This is a genomic window from Acidiluteibacter ferrifornacis (assembly GCF_009909615.1).
In the GTDB taxonomy this organism is placed as follows: Bacteria; Bacteroidota; Bacteroidia; order Flavobacteriales_E; family Vicingaceae; genus Acidiluteibacter; species Acidiluteibacter ferrifornacis.
The window spans coordinates 308,582-330,273 of sequence record NZ_WWNE01000012.1 but is presented as its reverse complement, the minus strand read 5'-3'; the positions used below and the strand labels follow the sequence as shown (position 1 = coordinate 330,273).

Below are 21,692 nucleotides of genomic sequence, written 5' to 3'. Positions count from 1 at the left end.
TAAGTCGGTTAGCTTACTCTGAATACAACTCTAATTGATTGATTACCTTTTTAGGTGAAACCAATTCAAAATCGATTTCCTCATTGTTTTTCACTTTACGCAAGCCTTCCAACAAAATCTTATCTCCTTCATTTAAACCTCCTGCAATCACAAACAAATGAGGCAATTCTTCGCCTATCGTAATCTCTCTAGAGCGCAACGTATTTTCATCATCTACTACGAAAACAAACTTTTTCTCCAATACTTCAAAAGTGGCTTTCTGAGGAATAATCAAAGCATCTTTCAATTGTCGAGTGACTCTGATATTACCTGTTTCTCCATGTCTTAGCAATCCATTTGGATTTGGAAAAGTGGCTCTAAAAGGAATGTTACCAGTTTCGTTGTTGAAATCCGCTTCTATAGTTTCCACCACTCCTGGATGCTGAAATAGCTTGTTGTTCGCCATTTTCAAACTCACATCCATTTTAGTGATGTCGGTAACGTGCTCCATTAAATCCAAGTACTCTGATTCCGGCACATTGAAATAAATCCACATGCTGCTGTTGTCTGAAAGATTGGTCAATACGTCTCCTTCATCTAACAAACTCCCCAATCGCACTTGAAAACGATCAATGTAGCCATCGAATGGTGCTCGAATTTCGGTAAAACCCAAGTGAACTTGAGATAACTCGAGTTCTGCTTTTGCTCTTTCGTATCTAGCTTTAGCCATTGCCAATTCATTCTTAGACACGATATTACTATCTGACAGTGACTTAGTATTTTGAAACTCTATCGCAGCCAAATCAGCCTCAGCTTTTGCTTTATGCATTTCTGCTTCATACAGTTTTGGCATGATGCGGAATAGCAATTGTCCTTTCTTCACAAAGTCACCTTCATCTACAAAAATCTTCTCTAAGAAACCTCTCTCTTGAGATCTCAATTCGATGTGATTGATGGAGTGAATTTGACAGACATACTCCTGAACGATGGAGGTGTCTTGCTTTAATGGACTGGTCACTAAAAATTTAGATTCTGCTTCTTCTTTTTCGTGATGAGATGTACAACTGATAACGAAGAGTACTGTACAAACTCCCACAAACATGAAAATTCTTTTCATTGATTGTTGATTTTTAAAATAATAAAATTGGTTGTTGTTAATCGTTTGTGAAAATGCTGAATAGCACAACACGGCTCAGAATTAAAGTTGTGTACAACTAAAAAACGAGTTGATGGGATATAGTTAGGCGCTATGAAAACACCTTAACTTCAAGAAATAATCAAATACGGAAAACCTCTAACTCAAGGTATAGAGGTGTAGGAGAAATAAAAGACGCTTGGTCTTCAAGGAATGAAATTGTTGTTTTCTCGAAATCGAAAAAAGCAACCTGTGTTGGAATAATTGAAAGATAAATAATGTACTGACACCCTTTTGCCAATTGGCTTTGCGCCTTAATCAATTTATCTTCAGGTTCTTTTTTATCAATGCCTGCAAATGGGATTTCACCTTGTTGGCCTTTTGTACTTTTATTTGAAATAGTCACAGAAGGGGCTTGCTCGGCATGAACTGCTGCCGTCATCAATTGCTCTTCCTCCTGAATCGTCGTAACGAAAGCAGGAAGCTTATGCCCCAATGCCGATTGAGCGGCCAACTGACCATACCCACTCAACAAGAGGATTAAAATTAAAGTAACATATTTGATGATACAGTTTTTCATTTGGCGCCAAATGTAGACCCCAAAATTCATGGGCGCAAGAGGTCTAGTGTTAATAAAGTGTTAACGAATGAGAAATAATGGTTAATGGTTCACTTCGACTAAAGCCTGTATTGAGCACAGTCGAAATGCTCAGTGTGACAAATTGTGAATTGCTACTAATGAAAGCTTTATGGTTTTAAGAGAGAAGCTAGAAGTTAGAGGCTAGACTGTAATTATTCTATCTACTTTTAAAAATGGTTCCGCATCAAGAATACTTCCCAATATTTGGCTTGGTCCATATCGGTGTAATGAATCTCGTAATACCGATACTGGTAACTCTGAATTTGACAAACACCAATCAAACAAATGATTACACCAATGGTTACTTTTTTCACTATGGGTGAACAACTTTCTAAAAACAAACCCAGTGGAAGAATGAAAATTGGAATGTACTCCACATAAACGCGTGAAGAAAAGCTGCCGCCGTAAAACCACATCCACCACGAAGAAAATATATACGTGATCCCAACAAAAAACATTAGCCAACTGATGGAAAAAAACGATTTAGATCGTAATAAATAAAACACAGAAAAAAGGCCCAATAGTAACATAGGCGTGTATAAAAACAATCCTTTTTTATAGCTGAATAAGATGTCGAAAAAATGCGGGTCGGAGAAATTAAACCCTTCCTCTTGGTATGAATAGACTAAAAAGCTGCCGGTGGAAATCTTGTAAATGACCAATTGAATTCCAACAATACCAACAAACAGAAGGAGACTGATTGCCCACGCTTTTACACTAGAAAATATATCCAAGAGTCCAATTTTTAGCGTTCTGACATTTCCAGCCAATGGAATTAAAAATAACCCCACCAAGCCATTAATAGGGCGACACAAAACGATCAAACCCAACAGCAGCGCCATTTTATGCACATCGGACAACTGCTGTAGTTCAAAATAGCGTTTAGAATAGTATAAAAATCCGCTGATGAAAGCGAATGAAAATACATGAGACATCCCTCCTTCCACTACCGTATAGACAAACAAATGCGTGCCGAAAGCTGTGGCGCACAACAATACTGCAATTATCGATTCTTTGACTTTATATAACCGCAGTAATCCTGCTAAAAACCATAACCCTAAAACATGATAAAACAAGGACGCAATAGGCACCGAGAGCATGTACAACTTCGAATAGCCATCTGGATCTTCACCTGAGAGAATGGTGGCTACATGCGCTACTATGAAAAAGGGAGTTTGCGCCAATGCCGCTCCAGCGTAGTATTTATTGGTAACAAATCCATTGCTGCCACTCCGGTAATCGTAAAAAATGTGTTCTTGGAAATACTTCTCCTTTTCGATGTGGTCGAAAAATCCAAAATTTAGATCATGGTAAATAAAAACTGCTGGCAAATAGGCATAATAGCCTTTGGCATCCGATTCTAAAAATCCCCTCCATTTGTCTTTTCCGAAAGATAAATTGGTGGTGACCAACAACAACACAATCGCAATGAGCGATAAAGTGATGGTTACCAAGTGTTTTTTTAAAGCAATCGACATAAATGAGTATTGAGTTGGCGGCTAGCAGTTGATGCTGCTAAAATAAGTGAATTAATTTTAAGATTTTTTAGACACTTAATCGATTGATTGACTTGCAGGAAAATTTAGATTTCAGATATCTTTACCGATTCAAACTTTCCATTAGACCAATTCACATGAAACATTCTATATTCACCCTGCTTGTTACTTTCTTCACTTCTATTGTTGCTGCCCAAAACGTTAATTACAACGAAGCTAGAAGTTGGTTTTTGTTGCTCAACAGAGCTCAACTATCAGACCATTGGAGCGTAACCAATGAGCTACACGAACGAACTTTTGAAATTTTTGCCGATCAAGGACAGTTTTTGTTTCGACCTTCGTTGGATTATCATTTCAATGCCAATTCGGAAGCTTCTGTGGGATATACCTTCATCAACATGGTACCCCGAGGAAAGGCGAAAGGTATTAATCTGAACGAACACAATGTGTGGGAGCAGTTGTTCTTCTCCTTTTCTTCAGGTAAGGTGAAATTTCAGAATCGAATCCGACAAGAGCACCGGTGGGTGGAACGGATTGTGGTACAAAACAATGAGCTTGTAAAAAGTGGAACCAACTACAGTAATCGTTTTCGATACCGAATGACGGCGAGTATTGATGTGTTTACATTCAAAAAAAGCGGACATACGGTTTTTGTAAATGCCTTTGATGAGATTTGGCTCAACCAATGTAGCAACCTAATGCCGACCAACTTTGCACGAAACTGGCTTTATGTAGGCGCAGGATACGCTTTTGATAAAGCCACTAAGATCCAATTGGGTTATATGAACCAATACGACAATTTGGGCGGCAATCTGTATTCTAGCACGCCCATTGGGCAATTGACGTTTATTAAGAATTTCGATTTTAGAAAAACGGAGTAGTTTCAATTTTCTTACTTCTACGCCTTTTTACGCAAGTGTTTAATTTTTAAGTACTCCAACGCTATTGGTTTGATTTTTTGTATTATCTTCGGGGTTGAAAAAAACTATTGCTAAATGAAAACTACCATTTATCCGTTTGTACGTGCCCACCGCCGTGATGAAAACGACAACAAACGACTAATAAACGTTTTTGTGGTTGATTTTAAAGCAATTGACATTTTTACTGAATTAAATAATTAACATTTTAAAATAGGAATATGACGCATAAAGTGCGTTATATTTACTTGTTAGGCAACATATGAAAAAAACATTCGGAATATTATTTACAATTTGCCTTTTGTTGTTTAGTTGTACTAAATCAGCAGATAATACCGAACGTAAAAGTGACCTGTCGAATTATGACTTTAATGGACAAATAAAATCTGTAAAATCTGAACTTTTCAACCTAATTATAGAGAAAGACACTTTTAAAATCGGAGAGAAAATAAATTCCCTTGCATTTGACCGAAATTCTCTGCTCGAATTTAATGAACTCGGAAATCTGACTTCAATAAAAGAGTTTCTTTACAATGGCAAAGTAATTAAAGAAGATATCTATACTTATGATAAAAATGACTTATTAATTAAAAGAAAGGAAATTGACAATTATGGTAAAGGTTCGTTTTTAGACTTCGAATTTAAATATGATTCTAAAGACAGCTTGACTAGCGTTTTAATATCTAGCGATGGATTTAAGAGAACTCTAAAAATTGAGCGAGATAGTAATAATCGACCAATAAAAAGAGAAACTATTCAAAATGACACAGTCCAATTGACTTACAGTGTTGAATATGACCAAAACGACAATTTAATTTCTGAAAGCCAATTTAGATATAAAAACATACCGGTAAAATTAATCGAAAGAAGTTTTAACAGTAAAAACTTGAAAGAAAAAGAAAAGATTATCGAATACAGAACTTGGGATACAATCAGAGTAGAAAACGAATATCTTTATAACAATAACAATCAATTAATTGTTGAAAAATTCAACGTAGAAAACGACTCAACATTTGATGAAATAAAAAACAAATATCACAAAAACGGAAAACTAAAAGAATCCATTATAGTAATGGGAGAAAATGAATTCGCCATTACTGAAAGAAATCTATACAATGAAAATGGGGATTTAACTCAAAGAACAGTAAAAACCAATGACGGAAAAACTAATGATGTTTGGAGTTATGATTTTAAATATGATTCAGAAAATAATTGGATAGAAAAAATTGAATTTAAAAACAATAAACCGTTGAGAATTGTAAAACGGACAATTGAATATTATAAATAAAATACGTTGCCTAACAATGGCTATAAGTAATTGCTTGTTCTCGCCTACTTCTGAAAATCCTCGCGGATTTTCAGTTTGGTGTGTACTTGCAAATTTAACTGCTAACCCACGCAACTACTCATAGCCGAAACCGTTATGGGCAACCCTAAAACCGACAACAGATAATGAGCATTTTTAAAAAACTATTTGGTGGTTCTGAAAAATCAAACAACAATTCTGACAACAAAAAACTCGACCTTGAAAAATTGCTATCGTCTGACGACATAAATGGTAGCATAATAGAACTTGACAATTTCATAGGTGAACTTTGCTCTTACGGAGATGAAATGGATAAGCTGACAGACGAACAGAAACTATTTTTCTACATTCAATGTTTGGAGAGAGAAATAAACAATGGTGGGTTCAACCAATATTTTTTTAACTCAAGTGGTGACTTTGCCCATAAGACAGTTAAGTCATTGCAGACAATAGGAGCAAAAAAAACTGCTGTCATCTTGCAAAAAGCAATTGACCAATTTCCGAATAGTAATGTTCCAGAAGACAGAATAGAACGACAAGAAATTTTAGAGCAAATACAAGAAACGGCAGATCTTGTTTGGGAAGAACTCGACCAAAAGTTTTTTAGTTACGAAGACGATTTGAACACGCTGAATATTGAATTTGTAAGGAAAAATAAAGACAAATTTTAACTCGATGAAAAAAAGGGCAGCCCATAACAGCACCTACCCAAAAGGCGGGGTTTCGTGTTCCAAAGACAGTTTTGTGGTTAATCAAACATTAGTTTTTCAAATCAAATTTTGTGGTAAAAGTCCCGCCCTTCGGGTAGCTGCGAAACGTTAGCTGCAAGCACAAAACTACAATATGGATTTACAAATTAGCGATAGTAATGAATCAATAGAAACTTGGTTGTTAAAAGACTTTGTAACCGATGACTTAAGAACAGACTTAAAAGACGTTGCAATTCTAATAGTACCTGTAGAAAATTTACGAGAGAATGTTCACTTAGCATTCCCAATCGGAACTGAAGGAATTTTAGGATATTTTAAAGAACAACTACAAAGCAATATCAAGATTGATATTTGTATCACTGACGAAGACTATCAAGAATATGCGTTTTACAGTAATTACAAAAGACTCGGCGATTTTGTAATTAAGAAAGTTGCAATTCCTGTATTTGTTACTGTACTTTCTTCATTTGTTATTCAAAAAATTATTGCAGAAGATAATTCTCAACCACAAATTGAAATTAAAGATGAATCAGTCAATGTAACTATTAATAATCACATTAGCACCTTGGCTGAAAAAAAGTATTTAGAGCCTACTCAAATTAAATTTTCAGTAACTGTAGTGGATTCTTCAGGAACTTCAAAAAAATTCAGTTATGAGGGTCCTGCTACAAATATTGATACTGTATTAAAGTCATTGAAGGATTATGAAAATTGAAGATGCCCAGAAACAATTAAATTTAATTCAAAATCAAACTTTTTCATTAGATGATCTTAATAATAAATTACAGAGCTTAAAATTGGATTGTGTCACAGCAGATAATCAATCTCAAGCAAAGGAAATTTGGATACTCCAAACTATTATACAAATTCATATAGAATATAGGTCTGCATTTAATCTATTAAAAAATAAAAAATATTATGATGGTTGGAGACAACTTGAACAGATAGAAATTATAACTAGTAGATTAAAGAAACACTTCCAATATGATAAAGAGCAATACTGTCTATGGCATATAGAAAAATCAGTCAAGAATTTGCAAGTAATTTTTCCTTATAAAATTTTTGCAAGTACAGAGATTCTTAAGAAAAAGAAGAAATGTAGTGTTTGTGATAAAGAAGTTTCAATCAGGAAGCCTTGCGGGCATATCACTGGAGAAATTTATGATGGAGAAATGTGCTATAGAATAGTTACAGAAGCTGAAATAATGGGGATTTCTCTTGTTGAGAATCCAGGTAATAAATATTCTGTCATGTTTCTTAAGGATGAAACAACAGATGAGGAAATTGATCAATATGATTACACTTCTGTTGACTACCTATTTGACCATTTAGAATCTCCTTATGAAGAATGGAATTTAGAGGTTCTCCAAATGAAGATTAGAAAAGAAAATTACGGAAACCTTGGAAGAAATGAGAAATGTACTTGCGGTTCCAACAAAAAATTTAAAAAATGTTGCTCTAATAGTATTGGTAAATACTATCCTCATTATAAGTTTGTTCTAAAGAATCCAAGTAAGAAAATGATTCTTGCAAATACTCTAAAAATAAAAGCCAACAGCTAACACGGTATAAAATTAATTAGGCGTCAGCAGGTTACAAAACTTTAGCTTCCTTTTGAAACTCCACAAAATCTGTTTGCAGATTTCGTAATGGCTAAAAAAATACAAAACTGCAAAGCAGTTTTTGCTAATTAGTAAATTGCAAACATTATCTTTACCTATCGCCTAACTAATCTTATACGGGCGTTAGGTTTCATGCAAAGAAACAAAGCCACCGCACATTTGGCACATTTACAAGCTCCAACACAAATGCTGACTCTTCAGCTTGTAAAAGAGCCAAATTTTTGCCGATACACTTAAAAAAGAGAGAATTATGAAATGGATTGATACTACAGATATTCGAAGTTGGGCTAATAGAAGAGATTGTCAAGAAACTCTTCCTCTTATGGTAAGAAAACTTATCAGAGCAACAGCACATTCCATTAAAAACATCAAATTCCCATCAGGTGACAATGTGTTGATTGGTGGATGGGATGGAATTCTTGAAATGGCTGAAGAAACCGAATATCTACCTCTAGGAATTTCACTATGGGAATTTGGATCAAATAGAGATATTAAAGGTAAAGCTGATAGTGATTATAAAAAGCGAACTGAAAATCCACTTGGTTACAATCCAAAAGATTCAACTTATATTTTTGTTACACCTCGTCTCTGGCAAAACGCTGAAGAATGGGCTGATGAGAAAAAAGCAGAAGGAAAATGGAAGGATGTTAAAGTACTAAATGCTGAAGTACTGGAAGAGTGGTTGGAAGTAGCTCCTACTGTTAGTGCATGGTTAGCTAAACATATTGGGAAATATCCAGATGGAGGGATTCAATCTACTGATGATTTTTGGGAAGAGTGGTCTTCGGGAATAAAATTTAATCTTAATAGTGACATCTTACTTGGAGGAAGAAGGAAAGAGCAAGAGAAAGTTTTTGAGTCAACAATTCCATCTTCTATTCTTTTAATTCAAGGATTTTCAAGAGAAGAATCTCTTGCCTTTATTATATCATGCTTTAAAAACGAAGAGAGTAAGGAAGAAGATTTTTTTTCTCGTAGTATAATTGTTGATAATGAAGAAGCTTTCCGAGAATTATCAATACAAGATACACCTCTTATTTTAATCCCAAGATTTGAAGATACAGGTATCTTTAATAGAGCTATACAAAAAGGGCATTCTATATTTATTCCTCTAGGAGCTGACTCTACTAGTAATTGGACTAATAAAATTAAACTACCACAAATAGAACGTGATTCATTTGTTGCCGCGCTTATGAAATCAGGACTGACTAAGGAATTTGCTGAAAGATATTCAAAAGAATCTGCCAGAAACATTACAATTCTAAGAAGACAATTAGAGTTTACACGAACAACGCCAGAGTGGGCTATGCCTGAAAATGTTTCTGATTTGATTCCTGCATTAATTATTGGACGGTGGGATGAAAATTTTGAAAGTGACAGAAATTTAATTTCAAACATTGCAAGAATTAGTTATGAGGAATATATTAAGAAGCTGAGTCGTTGGTTATATACTCCTGATTCTCCTATATTGAAAATAGGAAGTACGTGGCGTTTGACTTCTCCATTTGATGTATGGTCAAATGCTTCAATTCATTTAGGTAAAGCTGATTTTGAAATGCTATCTAATTCTGTATTAGAAGTATTGTCAGAAATAAATCCTGCCTTTGACTTAGAGGCAGATAAACGGTACATGGCTTCTATTTATGGTAAAACAAGAGAATATTCAGGTTGGGTAAGAGAAGGTGTTGTACAATCTTTAATTCTAACTTCAATTCTAGGAGATGATTTAAATTTCAATTTGCCAGTAAAAGCGGATGTATGGATTGATAATATTATTCGCGAATTCTTAAAAACAGATGACAAGTTGCTTTGGAAATCTTTTGAAAGTAAGCTTCCGTTAATAGCTGAAGCTTCTCCAACATCATTCCTTAGTGCTGTAGAAAACTTAATTGAAATAGAAAATTCACCTATTGTAGCTTTATTTGAAGAAGAGCCTGGATTCTTAACTTCACAGAGTTATCATACAGGTTTACTATGGGCACTAGAAGGTTTAGCTTGGTTTCCACAATATTTATCGAGAGCATCTTTGTTACTAGCTAAATTAGCTAGTATTGACCCGGGTGGTAATTTATCTAATAGACCAATAAATAGTCTGAGAGAAATTTTCAAATCTTGGCACTATCAAACATTATCTTCGTATGAAGAAAGGATGCAGGTTCTTTCGCTAATCTCTGAAAAGGAACCTAATATAGCATGGAAAATACTAATAGGCATGCTTCCTGATTCAGGTGGAGGTACCGCATTCCCAACTCATAAAACAAGGTGGCGTATGTTTAATTTAGAAACGGAAAAGCCTATAACTTATAAAGAAATCTATGATACCCATTCAACTGCGGTAGATTTGTTGTTATCTATTATTGATAAACAAGAATCTAAAATTGGAATACTTATAGAAGAATCTGTTAATCTATCTCCACATGATAGGGATAAAGTTCTGTCATATGTTGAAAGAGCTATTTCTAAGTTTAATCAGATTGAATATAATGCATGGCATTCTACTCGTGAACTACTTTATCATCATCGTTCTTATCCTGATGCACAATGGGCTTTGAATGCAGAGGAACTCGATAGATATGAAAAGATATATGAGATTTTGCTACCATCAGATGATATTATAAATGCGAAATGGTTATTTGATGACCATTGGCCTCAATTGCCAGAAGGGCACCAGCATAAAAAAGAGTCACATGATGACTATCAAAAGAAAATTGATGATAAAAGGAAAGATATATTGATCTCACTTTATGAAAAGTTTGGTTTAGAGATCATCACTAAGCTATCTGGCATTGTCAAAGAACGTTGGATTTTGGGAGACATATCTGCTTTTGTAATAATAAAAGATGAAGATGTACATGCTCTTTGTAATCAACTAAATGAAGGGCTTACAAATCAATATTTTATTCAGAGTTTCATAAATAGAAAAACTATTATCAACGGTATCGAATGGAGTTTTAAATTATATGAAGAACTGAATTCACGAGGGTTTAATAATAGTGCTTTATCTGCTTTGTTTATTCCGTTAAATCAAACCCAGCAATTATGGGACTTTGTTGAATCAACTAATGAAAATATCAGTAAAGAATATTGGAGAAATGTTCATCCTCGTTTCTATCATATCTCTATAGAGGAAAAAATTTATGGAATAGAAAAACTACTCTTAAATAAACGTTTTATTAGCTCAATCAATATTAGCTCACATTTTATTGAGGAATTACCAAGCAATTTAATTATACAGATATTAGAAAAAGCAGGAACAGAAACTTCTGAGGAACAAGCAAGATTTGATGTATACCGTGTAAACAAACTATTTGAATCTCTCGATAATAGATCTGATTTTGACATCAATTCTCTTATCAACCTTGAATGGATTTATCTTACACTATTAGCATCCTATGGTAATAAAAGAAAACCGAAAAGATTGCATGAAGAGTTAGCAAATAACCCTGCCTTTTTCATGGATATTATTAAATGGATATATAAACCTGATGATGAATCAAAAGTTCCAGAAAATCAAAATGGATTGACTGATGAACAAATTAAGAATCGTGCTAAACAGTCTTTTGATTTATTGCAATCATGGAAAAAAATACCCGGCATTGATGATTCTCATAACATTGATGAAGACTTTTTGAGAAAATGGATAGAAACAACTAGGCAGCTTGCTGTTGAATATGGTCGTTTAGATACTGTTGATAGTTATATTGGTAAAGTATTGGCACAGTACCCAGAGGATGAAAATGCAGTTTGGCCACCATCTATCATTTGTAGTATTATTGAAAATCTAAACTCAGAAAGTTTAAATAGAAATTTCTCTTCAGCAACTTTTAATAAGAGAGGCTCTTCATCTAGAGCTGCATATGCAGGTGGAGATATTGAACGCGAAAAGGCTGCTTATTTTAACAAATTAGCAGAAAAGCATCGAAACAAATATCTAGTTATTACTAGCATTTTTGAGAATCTAGAAAAAGGTTATGAATTAGATGCAAAACGAATGGACGAACAGGCAGAAAGGGATAGATTAGATTATTAACTAACCCCACACAACCACACACATTGCCAAGCCGCTCAAAGCCACCACGCCATTCAAAGCTTGTCAAAGAGTGTGTCTGAGCCAACGCAAGAACGAAAAGAAAAAATAAAAACGGGGCACAACAAAACCTATACGCAATGCCCTTCGGGACACTGCGCATAGCCAAACCGTTAACAAACAGTTGAAAACCCTTCAATGAAACAACTTCTGATTATAATATTTTCACTTTCAATTTTGTCAAGTTGCGACCAAAATAAGTCGAAAAAAACGCAATCTGAATTTAAGCCAGAAACGGAATTAAACACTGAACCGGAACCCGAACTGAAAAAATTGGACACAACCGTTGTTTATTGGCCGACCGACTTCGATACTATCAGAAAAAGTCAAGAAGTAAAAATCGGAAATAACATTCACAAACTTGAATTAAAAACATACTCGTTGAATGACAGCTCAATTGTGCGAATCAACGACTTGAACAGACCAATTATATATAAAGACATATATCACGATAATGTGACTGAAATAATATTAAAAAAAGGTAACGATGTTATTCTTAAATCCCAAGTAAAACAAGCGACTTTTAAAGATAGTCTCGACAGTGATTTTTTTAAATATTCAGTATTGAGAAGTGTGGAATATAATTCTATACGCTCAAACCGACTTTACTTTAAAGCGGACATTGAGGTGCCTAATACTGATCGGGCAATTGGAGCTGATTTTGCCATTTTTTATCAGACAAAGGAAAAAGGAAAAATTGATTATTGGAATATTAAAGACATTGGATTATAAAAAGTCGTTTGGCAACATATTGTATAGTTCATTGTGAATAAGTCAGTTTTATTAATCTCTTCCCTATTTGCAACTCCACAAAATCCGCTAGCGTATTCGTAGAAAATGAAAAAAATACAAAGCCTCAACTCCATTTTTGCTAACCAATAGCTATCGGATTAGTAAATTGAAAAAGTTATCTTTATCCACACACAAGGCAGAATACAGTTTACACAATTCCACTTATGAAGTTGATAAAACAAATTGGAAACTTTTTGAAGATCCCTTCTTTGGTTTTCTTTATTTACAGAAGTTATAAGGTTCAGAAGCAATGGATGCAGCATTCCATTTTACATGATTTAGATGATTTTGTCATTAACCACGATCACACACTTACAAAAAATGACCTTTATAAAATTCGCTTTTACTACGGGCTGGCTGTACCAGTAATCGGAGAAATTTACAAACAACTAGATGGAAAAAAATTGACTGCTAATGAACGGAAGTCGCTTACTTATTTGGGTGGAACAACTGGATTGTTTGATGATTTTTTTGATATGGAAGGAACCTCTATGTCCCACTTAAAGAAAATACTCAATAGAACAAATACTAATGATGCTAAAACTCCCACGGAAAAATTGTTCATTCAGTTCTATATGAAAGCTCTAGAACATCCCAATGCAGAGATTATAAAGAGGTATTACCTTGAAGGATTTGAGGCTCAGGTAGAGAGTATTAAGCAACAACAACCGAATTTGACCCAAGAAGAAATAACTCAAATTACTAAGCAAAAAGGAGGCATCTTTATTCTTCTATATCGCAGCGCTTTAGAAGCCAAAATTAGTGAACAAGAGAAGGAAATTATATTTGAAATAGGGTTTCTTGGTCAGCTTGAAAATGACATTTTCGATATCTATAAAGATTACAAAGCAGGAATTAGCACTTTAGCTACAACAACTAAGTCTATTAGCAATTTGCGATTGACTTATGAAACTTCATTGAATACTATTTTTGAACTCATCAATCAATCGAATTTTCCTGAAAAGAATAAAAAGAAGTTTTCAAGATTATTCTCTATCGTTGCCTCTAGAGGACTAGTTTGCCTGGATCAGCTTCAAAAATTAGAAACGAAGAATTTTGAAATTACTGACTTCACGAGAGAACAACTCATTTGCGATATGGGTACGCTAAAAAATAACCTCAAATGGCTAGTGTACTATATAAATTGGAATGTAAACGTCAAATAGTCAACTTGTAGAAATAATCATGTTTTATTTAGAATTAAACATATAGCGATCAATGCAGCCTCCTCCTCCTTTTGAAATTCAATTAAAAAACGGCCAAGTAGTGACTGTAAGAAGTGCTACACCTGATGATGCTGAACATTTATTGCTCACTATTAAGAATTATATTCCTGATAGTGAATTCATTCCCAAACTTTCGGAAGAAATCAGCATGACAACACCGCAGTGTGAAGAATGGATACAATCGTTCATCCAAAATGAAAACTCTATGCTACTAGTAGCGGAACATCAGCAAAGAATAATAGGAAATATTGACCTTACCGGTAGTCGAAGGAAGTTAATGCAACATACTGCAGTAATAGGAATGGGTATTTTGAGCGAATATAGAAATGGTGGTTTAGGCACCGCTTTAATGGATGCTATAATCAAATGGGCGAGAGCCAACCCCATATTGGAATTAATATGGTTGCAAGTTTATGCTCAAAATCATGTGGCCATTAGCTTATATCATAAAATGGGATTCGTGGACCATGGAATAATTCCTGGCTTTTTCAAACATCAAAACCAATATTACGACAACCTAACGATGTCGATGCGTGTCAAAGAATTTTAATGGGGTAAGCAGCATTTTTGTTGAGTAGAGAGTCTAAGTCTACAAAACTAAAAAATGATGAGAAATTATATACTTTTCGCCTTCTTCCTATTGACAACACTTCACTCCCATTCTCAATGGGCCATTATGAATGGATTAATGCAAGGTGGTATCTCTCGCTTTGACGACATTACCTTCGTTAACGACTCCATCGCTTATGCTGCTCAAGGAATTAGTAGCTTAACTTATCGTTCAACTGATGGTGGAAACAACTGGTCATTAAGCCACACTGGAAATCATTATAAACGATCCATCGAGTTCATAGATGAAGCTACAGGCTTTTGTGGGTCATTAGATTCAGCGTTATATATGACCACCGATTCAGGAAATTCTTGGGTGGACATTAGTACCAATATCAGTCCTCGACCTTCTGGAATCTGTGGTTTAAGCTCACCAAATGACAGCACAATTTACGGTTGTGGTATATACAGTTCTCCTGCTTTTGTTGTGAAATCTACTACCAAAGGACAAAACTGGCAATTGATTAACATGAGTGCTTATGCTAGCGCATTGGTAGACATTGTATTTCTAAGCCTAGATACAGGTTTTGCTGCGGGAATAAGCAATAATCTAAACGAAGGTGGAGTGATTCTATATACTACTGATGCTGGAGCCACTTGGCAGAAAGTATTCACCACCAATACTAGAGGTGATTATGTTTGGAAGCTTCAAATCCTTGACGCTCGGAATTATTACGGTTCTATTTCTTCTACTTCTAATGTTTCAAGCACCTACTTCTGTAAAAGCAGCGATGGCGGTCTGAATTGGACCAAAAAATTAGTGGCCAACAAATTTTTTGATATCCAAATGATCGGTTTTATTGACTCTCTACAAGGTTGGACTGGTGGAGGTCAACATATATATGAAACACTGGATGGGGGTAATACGTGGACAGACATTTCATTCAATATACCGCAGGCTTCTAACTTCAATCGTTTTTATAAGTACAATGACACGGTGGCCTTTTTCTCTGGGAATTCCATTTATAAATACACTAAAAATAGCGTCCCTACTGACCTAATAGAAGCGCATTCAGAAAGCAAGACAGAAGCTCATCTGATAAAAGTACTCCAAAACCCTGCCAATCGAATCTCATTTTCTGTGGAATTCAGTAATCATACAAGAGGATTTATTCAGTTAATAGGTATCGATGGAAAAGTAGTAGAAACAATTCGCAATGGATACTTTAACCAAGGAATTCACCATTATTCATCCAGTAAAGATTTGGGCTCACAAATTCTCTTTATTTCTATGCGAACCAATGAAGGTTATCAATCCCAAAAGGTAGTAGTGACGAATTAACCCTATTTCGCTACTTCTATGAACATTTAGAGATTTTTGTAATTTGGTGGCTTCATCATAGTCTAAATTGCCGATGTTCATTTCAATGAATGACTTGAATACCTTTTGTCCATCCAATAGAAAAGAGTGGCGAGATTGGCTTGCAGCCCATCACCTTTCCTCTTCTTCTGTGTGGCTAATTTTGTATAAAAAGAAGTCGAATATTCCTTCTATAACATGGAGCGAAGCGGTGGACGAAGCATTGTGTTTTGGATGGATAGACAGCACCAAAAGAACCATCGACGAGAACAGTTATATGCAATATTTTGGTCAACGAAAACCTAAAAGTACGTGGTCGAAGGTCAATAAAGAAAAAATAAAAAAGCTAGAAGAAAAAGGTCTCATAACGGCTGCAGGAATGGAAATTATTGAGATCGCCAAGAAAAATGGATCTTGGAACATATTAGATGAAGTAGAATCGCTTCAAATGCCTGATGATTTGCAAAAGGAGTTGGATTTATTTCCAAACGCTAATAGTAATTATTCCAATTTCAGTAAATCCACCAAAAAATCGTTACTGTATTGGATTGCTTCCGCAAAAAGGGCATCAACAAGAGAAAAGCGCATTAAAGAAGTGGCAGAATTGACGAATCAAAATTTAAAACCGAAACAGTTCAGATAAGTTGATAATTGCATGAATGTAAAAGCTCTCCAACCTAAATGAACCTTTAGTTAGAGAGCTTTAACGTCCTTTAAAAATTAATCGTATAACTAAGAACTGGCAATATGGCTAATTGAGAAATTTCTCCTATTTCATCTCTAATACTGTTATAATAATAATCGATAGCCGTTTGATTGTTAGTAATATTTTGTATATCCAACTTTATTTCATGACTCAACTTGGGTTTATTAATCCGATAACTTGCAGCTAAATTTAAATACAAGACATCATCTGCCTTTTTTGAGAATGATAGTTCTTCATACAACACCTCTTTGTCTTGTTGAATTGATTCTTCTAAATTGATAGGAGTATACCTTCTACCTCCTAAAAGGGTCACTCTTGAATTGACACTAATGGTCTTATCTGTTGATTCTTTTTGTCCAACTGTGAATTCCTTACCAAATAATATATTTCCAACATAGTTTCCATTATAGCGAGATTCCTTCCACCCTCCTGTCCTAGCCTTGTATTTAGAATCATAAATTGAAGTGGTAATTAAAAAATAATATTGTTTGGAAAAGTATCGCTCCAGCGTCAGCTCTATTCCAATATTTCTGCCCTCTCCCTCGTTAACCAATGCTTTATCTACAAAAATATCGTCTTGATTAATCAATGAATATTGACTTGCTGGTGCAACTCCAACAGGAATGTTATACAAGTGTTGGTAGTAGGCTTCGGCTTTAAAAAACAAATTAGGAGTCAATGTATTTTCATACCCTAATACATAGTGGGCGGCCTGCATCAATTCCAAATCTTTATTGGGTGTAGTATAACTTCCATCCTCTTGATAAACTATAGCGTAATGATTTGGCAACGAAGACATTTTGCTGTGTAATCCAAAACCTGCATTCAAATTTTGCGTTTCATTCAATTGATACTTCAATGCCAGTCTTGGCTCCCCAGCCACCTTTCTATTTAAACTACTTTTAGAAAAGTGCACACCACTAACAGCAGTTAATAATTCAGTAACTCTCCATTGCCAACTAATAAACCCTTGACTGAAATTTGCTGAACCATTATTTGCTTGTCCTATCCGATACTGCTCCTCAGAAACACTAAAAAATTCATTTTCAAAATCAAATTGATTAAAGGCATTCGATAATCCAACTTGGATTTTATGTTTAGCGTTAAATTTATGATGGAGTGTAGATACTGCTCGATACGTTTGATTATTCAATTCTGCATTGTAAAACTCCTTTAATGCTTCATCTCGATACGGACGTTTCTCAATTAATTCACTACTGTTATAACCAAAAGAAACAGTTGATTTTAAATACGTTTTATCTCCAAAAGGAATAAAATGTTTGATTCCACTTACACCCAACATACTTTTCTGAGCTCCATCTTCTAAAATAAGATCTTCATTGTCTTCATCTTCGGTAACAAATGAAATTTTGCTTACTCCACCTAATCCAAAGAATGTAAAATGTCCAGCCTTTTTGGTTGAGACAAAAACTTTATAACTCAAATCTTGATATTTAGGGACGCCTCCAAAATCTACCACACCAGCATCATCTAACAATGAAAGAGTTGAATATCGATAATTAAACAAATAGCTGTCTGTACCTTTCTTACCCATTGGACCTTCAGCAGTAAAATCGATACCTAAAACTCCCACTGAAAAGCTATATTCTTGCTGCTCATCATTTCCTTTCCTTAGCTTCATATCGAAAATACCTGATAGAGCATTCCCATACTCAGGAGCAAAAGCACCTGAATAAAATTCAGAATTATCCAACATTTGACTATTCAGTGCATTAATTGGCCCTCCTGTTAAGCCCTCAATGGCAAAGTGATTGGGATTTGGAATTTCAATTCCTTCTAAACGCCATTGAATAAATCGAGGATTATTTCCCCTTACAATAATATCGTTATTCCCTGAACCTTCATTACTTACTCCTGCAAATGATGAAACTAGTCGAGCTGGATCACTAATAGCACCTGCATGACGTTTCGACTCTTCAATAGACAATTGCTTTGAAGAAAGAAGTGCCATTTCATTGGACGATTCATTTCTTTTATTGGCTCTAATTTCTACTTCCTCTAATTGGGTAAAGGATTCCTTCATGTCTATAGAAAGTACTGTCTCTTTTCCTGATATTAATAAAACATTGGGAATGGTCACCAACTCATATCCTATACTGGAGATTTTCAAAGTAACCCGACCTACAGGAACATTTTCAATTTTGAAATTCCCATCTATGTCGGAAGTCACACCAATCATAGGATCAGAATTATCAATTACTACACTTGCAAATGGAATTGCACTTTTGCTATCAATGTCCACAATTCTTCCACGAAGTGTCTGAGTAGGAGTTTGGGTAAAAGCTGTATTTAACCCAATTACAGCATTGAATAGAAACAATGCGATCAGTTTCATTCTAATTTTCATAAGGTAATTTTTCGTTGTTTCCCTTATGACAACTAAGTAATTCTATACCCCTAAGAAAGTTTAAATAAATTTAGAATTTATTTCCAAAACCAAGAAAGATCTTAAAACCAACCCATGCATCTATTTGAAAACTACTATTAGTAACCGATAAAAAACGATAGGGAAGAATTGATTTTGTTCCTTCTAAAGCATTACTAGGATTGAATAATAATAAATTAAAAGTTGGCCCTGCACTCAGCTGAATTTTCCTAAAACTCTTATTTCCTATGGCAACTTGCGAACTCCACAATCCATAATGCATTGGTTGATCTCTTTTTCCTTCAAATAACCAGTGAACCATAGATTCATAATAAATAGGTCGTTGGCTTTTTAGAATACGCCTTGTCCCAAAACCCAATCCATAATTCCAAAGGATTTGATTATTAATATAACTTCCACCTGCTGAGTATATATTATACCATTGAGGAGTCCCCAGTTTGAAAACCAAATTCAGATGTGGCAATATATCTGAAGAAAGCTCTAAAGAACGAACTCCCCCCTTCCTAACAATATTAACTAAGCCAAACATGGGACCGGTTGAACTGTCTGCCACATTGACTACACCAACCTGAACACCTTTCATCACTCTGACTACATTTACTGGTGCTAATTGGAGTCCTATAAGCGTATCCGCAAGATTTATTCCTCCAGCCAATTGGATTCCATCAGATATACGTGCATGATTGTATCCTCCTGAAATTTGAACTCCATTGAAGTTACCATTGATTATGTTGACTCCTCCAGATAATTGTGTTCCTCGAAAATTTGAACCAATATAATTGACTCCTCCCGTCAATTGAACCCCATTATAATCATGTCCCACGTAATTAAATCCTCCAGCCATTTGTAGCCCTTTAAAATTAGCTCCCACCATGTTAAATCCTCCGGCCATTTGCAAATACTGCGCATCGGTTCTTACAATATTAAAACCAGCTCCCATTTCTATTTTACTTACTCCAAGACTATAACCGCCGACTAAATTCAACGAATACTGATTTTCTACCAATCCACCCAACAACTGATTGGTTCCAATACCAGGCACCAATGAAAACTGATACTTCCGAAATAACGTAGCCTTTGATTGTGTAGAACTCTCTTGAACTTTAAGAGGCACTAAAACATAAGGAACATGGGGTAATGTATATTCTTTTAGTGGCATCAGAGGTATCAATTCATTCTCCTTTAATCTACAATTTAATTGAATTAGTACCGGATCATTATTAACTGAGATTTGAACTAATGTATCCAAGCACCCTTCCTTAGTTACTGAGAAAGTTAACCTTCCTGACTCCTGCAACTTTTCATTTAGGTGAAACGTACCATCTTCCCCGGATAAAGTAGAAACCAACCCCTCTACCTCAAAGAGTAGTGCACCCGAAACAGGCTTTTCATTCTGATCTTGAATCAAACCCCTCATTTCAATCTTTTTCAATGGTGTTTTTGGCATGGACACATCTCGAAGTAGAATGCTGTGACCTAAATCTATTACCTCTATATGTGAAGGCAACAAGTCATTTAAGATCGATATAACTTCTTCCTTTTGATAACTTTCAGTAATTAAACTATCTGATTCAATTACCTTTGGATTAAACGAAATATTAAAAGCTCCTTTTTCTGCAATTAAAAAAAGAACGTCCTCTAGTCGTTGTTGCTTCAGAGTAATAGAAAGCTCTTGCTTTAACTTAGATTGCTGAGCTGACGTAGCAATACCAAACAATAATCCAACAGTTAGTAGGCAATACCGAATCATTTGCAATTGGGGGATCCTTGGATTACAAAATGGTTGGAATCTTTTGAATACTCCAATTCAAAAATTAGACACAGTTGCTTTATCACTTCTTCAGCTGACTCCGTTTTCATCCTAGAAGAATACCTGCACTTTGATAGCTTTGAAGGATATTCAATCACTACTCCAAACTGGTTTTCAAGCACTTCAAAAACCTCAGTAAGTGATCTATTCTTAAACGCTAGAATATTTTGATGCCAATAGTATTCATTAGAATTTATCTCCTGCTTTTCATCAAATTGATCCTTACTGATTGTATAGTTGATCGACTCTGTATTCGTTAATAGATGCGTCTCGTTACTTTTCAAACTTCTCACACTTACCTTTCCTGAACTCACACTTACTGTTACAGTATTTCTATCCTCATTTGATATCACGTAAAACTCAGTTCCAAGAACCTTTACTTCAATATTTGACACTTCTATTATAAATGGTTGTTTAGGATTGTGACGTACTTTAAAAAATGCCTCTCCTTGTAGTTTTACTCTTCGTTCATCTTTAACAAACACATTGGGATATGTCAACTCAGCATTATTATTTAAAGTAATGAATGTACTATCGGTTAAGGTAATTTCCTCGATACCATTTTCAGCAATATGCGTTACACTCTCTGAAGAATTCTGAAGTAAAAAGTAGGTAACTAAACCCAATGTTGCTATTGCTAAAATAACTGCCGCTTTTCTATGGAATGGGGTAAATGGAATGACTTTGTTCGCTGGTAAAGCTTGATTATCTTCTAGATTTATTTTCCTAGACACTTTATTCCATGCTTGATTCACATCAAATTCCTGTTTTCGGTAAACAGAAGAAGCCTCCCAAATTTCCGCATTGATGTCAAACATTTTCTGGTTGTTGACATCACGCTCCAGCCATTCATCTAACTCAGACTTACCTACATCAGTGATGGATCCATCAAAATACTGAGCCATTAGAATTTCTATATGTTCCGGAATATTATTCATCTTCTACTTCTT

General features: G+C 34.9%; 18 protein-coding genes. 12 read left to right on the top strand and 6 right to left on the bottom strand.

The window, feature by feature from the left end; all coding sequences use genetic code 11:
* Positions 1 to 13: 13 nt before the first annotated feature.
* The 3 genes from GQN54_RS13610 to GQN54_RS13600 all read right to left on the bottom strand — a co-directional run bounded on the left by GQN54_RS13610 (position 14) and on the right by GQN54_RS13600 (position 3,232).
* The gene (locus GQN54_RS13610) at positions 14 to 1,096 is read right to left on the bottom strand and encodes an efflux RND transporter periplasmic adaptor subunit (protein WP_160634105.1); all 1,083 of its coding nucleotides are present in this window, start codon (positions 1,094 to 1,096) and stop codon (positions 14 to 16) included.
* A 160-nt stretch (positions 1,097 to 1,256) separates the two neighbouring features.
* Positions 1,257 to 1,694, bottom strand: a complete 438-nt coding sequence (locus tag GQN54_RS13605; protein WP_160634104.1) for a hypothetical protein — start codon at positions 1,692 to 1,694, stop codon at positions 1,257 to 1,259.
* A gap of 227 nt (positions 1,695 to 1,921) precedes the next feature.
* Positions 1,922 to 3,232, bottom strand: a complete 1,311-nt coding sequence (locus GQN54_RS13600; protein ID WP_160634103.1) for a hypothetical protein — start codon at positions 3,230 to 3,232, stop codon at positions 1,922 to 1,924.
* A 155-nt stretch (positions 3,233 to 3,387) separates the two neighbouring features.
* Here GQN54_RS13600 and GQN54_RS13595 point away from each other — a divergent pair, with 155 nt between their 5' ends.
* From GQN54_RS13595 to GQN54_RS13545, 12 genes are all read left to right on the top strand, one after another.
* Entirely contained in the window at positions 3,388 to 4,131 is a 744-nt protein-coding gene (locus GQN54_RS13595) for a DUF2490 domain-containing protein (RefSeq protein ID WP_160634102.1), read from the top strand.
* Positions 4,132 to 4,245: 114 nt separating this feature from the next.
* On the top strand, positions 4,246 to 4,371 hold the full coding sequence (locus GQN54_RS15540) for a hypothetical protein (RefSeq protein ID WP_262885890.1): 126 nt from the start codon (positions 4,246 to 4,248) through the stop codon (positions 4,369 to 4,371).
* A gap of 58 nt (positions 4,372 to 4,429) precedes the next feature.
* Positions 4,430 to 5,455: a hypothetical protein gene (locus GQN54_RS13590; protein WP_160634101.1), complete on the top strand. Its 1,026-nt coding sequence runs from the start codon at positions 4,430 to 4,432 to the stop codon at positions 5,453 to 5,455.
* A gap of 164 nt (positions 5,456 to 5,619) precedes the next feature.
* On the top strand, positions 5,620 to 6,144 hold the full coding sequence (locus GQN54_RS13585) for a DMP19 family protein (protein ID WP_160634100.1): 525 nt from the start codon (positions 5,620 to 5,622) through the stop codon (positions 6,142 to 6,144).
* A gap of 172 nt (positions 6,145 to 6,316) precedes the next feature.
* Positions 6,317 to 6,898, top strand: a complete 582-nt coding sequence (locus GQN54_RS13580) for a hypothetical protein (protein WP_160634099.1) — start codon at positions 6,317 to 6,319, stop codon at positions 6,896 to 6,898.
* The gene (locus GQN54_RS13575; protein ID WP_160634098.1) at positions 6,888 to 7,745 is read left to right on the top strand and encodes a YecA family protein; all 858 of its coding nucleotides are present in this window, start codon (positions 6,888 to 6,890) and stop codon (positions 7,743 to 7,745) included. The genes GQN54_RS13580 and GQN54_RS13575 overlap by 11 nt, the downstream gene beginning before the upstream one ends.
* A 310-nt stretch (positions 7,746 to 8,055) precedes the next feature.
* Positions 8,056 to 11,835: a hypothetical protein gene (locus GQN54_RS13570; protein WP_160634097.1), complete on the top strand. Its 3,780-nt coding sequence runs from the start codon at positions 8,056 to 8,058 to the stop codon at positions 11,833 to 11,835.
* A 195-nt stretch (positions 11,836 to 12,030) separates the two neighbouring features.
* Entirely contained in the window at positions 12,031 to 12,624 is a 594-nt protein-coding gene (locus GQN54_RS13565) for a DUF4738 domain-containing protein (RefSeq protein ID WP_160634096.1), read from the top strand.
* Between the two features lie 224 nt (positions 12,625 to 12,848).
* The gene (locus GQN54_RS13560) at positions 12,849 to 13,850 is read left to right on the top strand and encodes a class 1 isoprenoid biosynthesis enzyme (protein ID WP_160634095.1); all 1,002 of its coding nucleotides are present in this window, start codon (positions 12,849 to 12,851) and stop codon (positions 13,848 to 13,850) included.
* A 52-nt stretch (positions 13,851 to 13,902) separates the two neighbouring features.
* Positions 13,903 to 14,460 carry a GNAT family N-acetyltransferase gene (locus GQN54_RS13555; protein WP_160634094.1) on the top strand — a complete coding sequence of 186 codons (558 nt, stop codon included), beginning with the start codon at positions 13,903 to 13,905 and terminating at the stop codon, positions 14,458 to 14,460.
* A 57-nt stretch (positions 14,461 to 14,517) separates the two neighbouring features.
* A complete protein-coding gene (locus GQN54_RS13550; RefSeq protein WP_160634093.1) occupies positions 14,518 to 15,801 on the top strand; it encodes a WD40/YVTN/BNR-like repeat-containing protein in 1,284 nt (427 codons plus the stop codon).
* Between the two features lie 85 nt (positions 15,802 to 15,886).
* Positions 15,887 to 16,462, top strand: a complete 576-nt coding sequence (locus tag GQN54_RS13545) for a YdeI/OmpD-associated family protein (protein ID WP_160634134.1) — start codon at positions 15,887 to 15,889, stop codon at positions 16,460 to 16,462.
* A 70-nt stretch (positions 16,463 to 16,532) separates the two neighbouring features.
* On the opposite strand, the gene GQN54_RS13540 is transcribed toward GQN54_RS13545, so the two are convergent.
* From GQN54_RS13540 to GQN54_RS13530, 3 genes are all read right to left on the bottom strand, one after another.
* A complete protein-coding gene (locus GQN54_RS13540) occupies positions 16,533 to 18,893 on the bottom strand; it encodes a TonB-dependent receptor (protein WP_207554905.1) in 2,361 nt (786 codons plus the stop codon).
* A gap of 70 nt (positions 18,894 to 18,963) precedes the next feature.
* Positions 18,964 to 20,682 carry an LA_2272 family surface repeat-containing protein gene (locus GQN54_RS13535; protein ID WP_160634092.1) on the bottom strand — a complete coding sequence of 573 codons (1,719 nt, stop codon included), beginning with the start codon at positions 20,680 to 20,682 and terminating at the stop codon, positions 18,964 to 18,966.
* On the bottom strand, positions 20,679 to 21,680 hold the full coding sequence (locus GQN54_RS13530; protein WP_160634091.1) for a FecR family protein: 1,002 nt from the start codon (positions 21,678 to 21,680) through the stop codon (positions 20,679 to 20,681). The genes GQN54_RS13535 and GQN54_RS13530 overlap by 4 nt, the downstream gene beginning before the upstream one ends.
* Positions 21,681 to 21,692: the final 12 nt, after the last annotated feature.

Excerpts from the sequence above, each read along its gene's own strand:
- GQN54_RS13610 (WP_160634105.1), bottom strand. The coding sequence starts at position 1,096 with ATGAAAAGAATTTTCATGTTTGTGGGAGTTTGTACAGTACTCTTCGTT.
- GQN54_RS13605 (WP_160634104.1), bottom strand. The coding sequence starts at position 1,694 with ATGAAAAACTGTATCATCAAATATGTTACTTTAATTTTAATCCTCTTG.
- GQN54_RS13600 (WP_160634103.1), bottom strand. The coding sequence starts at position 3,232 with ATGTCGATTGCTTTAAAAAAACACTTGGTAACCATCACTTTATCGCTC.
- GQN54_RS13595 (WP_160634102.1), top strand. The coding sequence starts at position 3,388 with ATGAAACATTCTATATTCACCCTGCTTGTTACTTTCTTCACTTCTATT.
- GQN54_RS15540 (WP_262885890.1), top strand. The coding sequence starts at position 4,246 with ATGAAAACTACCATTTATCCGTTTGTACGTGCCCACCGCCGTGATGAA.
- GQN54_RS13590 (WP_160634101.1), top strand. The coding sequence starts at position 4,430 with ATGAAAAAAACATTCGGAATATTATTTACAATTTGCCTTTTGTTGTTT.
- GQN54_RS13585 (WP_160634100.1), top strand. The coding sequence starts at position 5,620 with ATGAGCATTTTTAAAAAACTATTTGGTGGTTCTGAAAAATCAAACAAC.
- GQN54_RS13580 (WP_160634099.1), top strand. The coding sequence starts at position 6,317 with ATGGATTTACAAATTAGCGATAGTAATGAATCAATAGAAACTTGGTTG.
- GQN54_RS13575 (WP_160634098.1), top strand. The coding sequence starts at position 6,888 with ATGAAAATTGAAGATGCCCAGAAACAATTAAATTTAATTCAAAATCAA.
- GQN54_RS13570 (WP_160634097.1), top strand. The coding sequence starts at position 8,056 with ATGAAATGGATTGATACTACAGATATTCGAAGTTGGGCTAATAGAAGA.
- GQN54_RS13565 (WP_160634096.1), top strand. The coding sequence starts at position 12,031 with ATGAAACAACTTCTGATTATAATATTTTCACTTTCAATTTTGTCAAGT.
- GQN54_RS13560 (WP_160634095.1), top strand. The coding sequence starts at position 12,849 with ATGAAGTTGATAAAACAAATTGGAAACTTTTTGAAGATCCCTTCTTTG.
- GQN54_RS13555 (WP_160634094.1), top strand. The coding sequence starts at position 13,903 with ATGCAGCCTCCTCCTCCTTTTGAAATTCAATTAAAAAACGGCCAAGTA.
- GQN54_RS13550 (WP_160634093.1), top strand. The coding sequence starts at position 14,518 with ATGAGAAATTATATACTTTTCGCCTTCTTCCTATTGACAACACTTCAC.
- GQN54_RS13545 (WP_160634134.1), top strand. The coding sequence starts at position 15,887 with ATGAATGACTTGAATACCTTTTGTCCATCCAATAGAAAAGAGTGGCGA.
- GQN54_RS13540 (WP_207554905.1), bottom strand. The coding sequence starts at position 18,893 with ATGAAAATTAGAATGAAACTGATCGCATTGTTTCTATTCAATGCTGTA.
- GQN54_RS13535 (WP_160634092.1), bottom strand. The coding sequence starts at position 20,682 with ATGATTCGGTATTGCCTACTAACTGTTGGATTATTGTTTGGTATTGCT.
- GQN54_RS13530 (WP_160634091.1), bottom strand. The coding sequence starts at position 21,680 with ATGAATAATATTCCGGAACATATAGAAATTCTAATGGCTCAGTATTTT.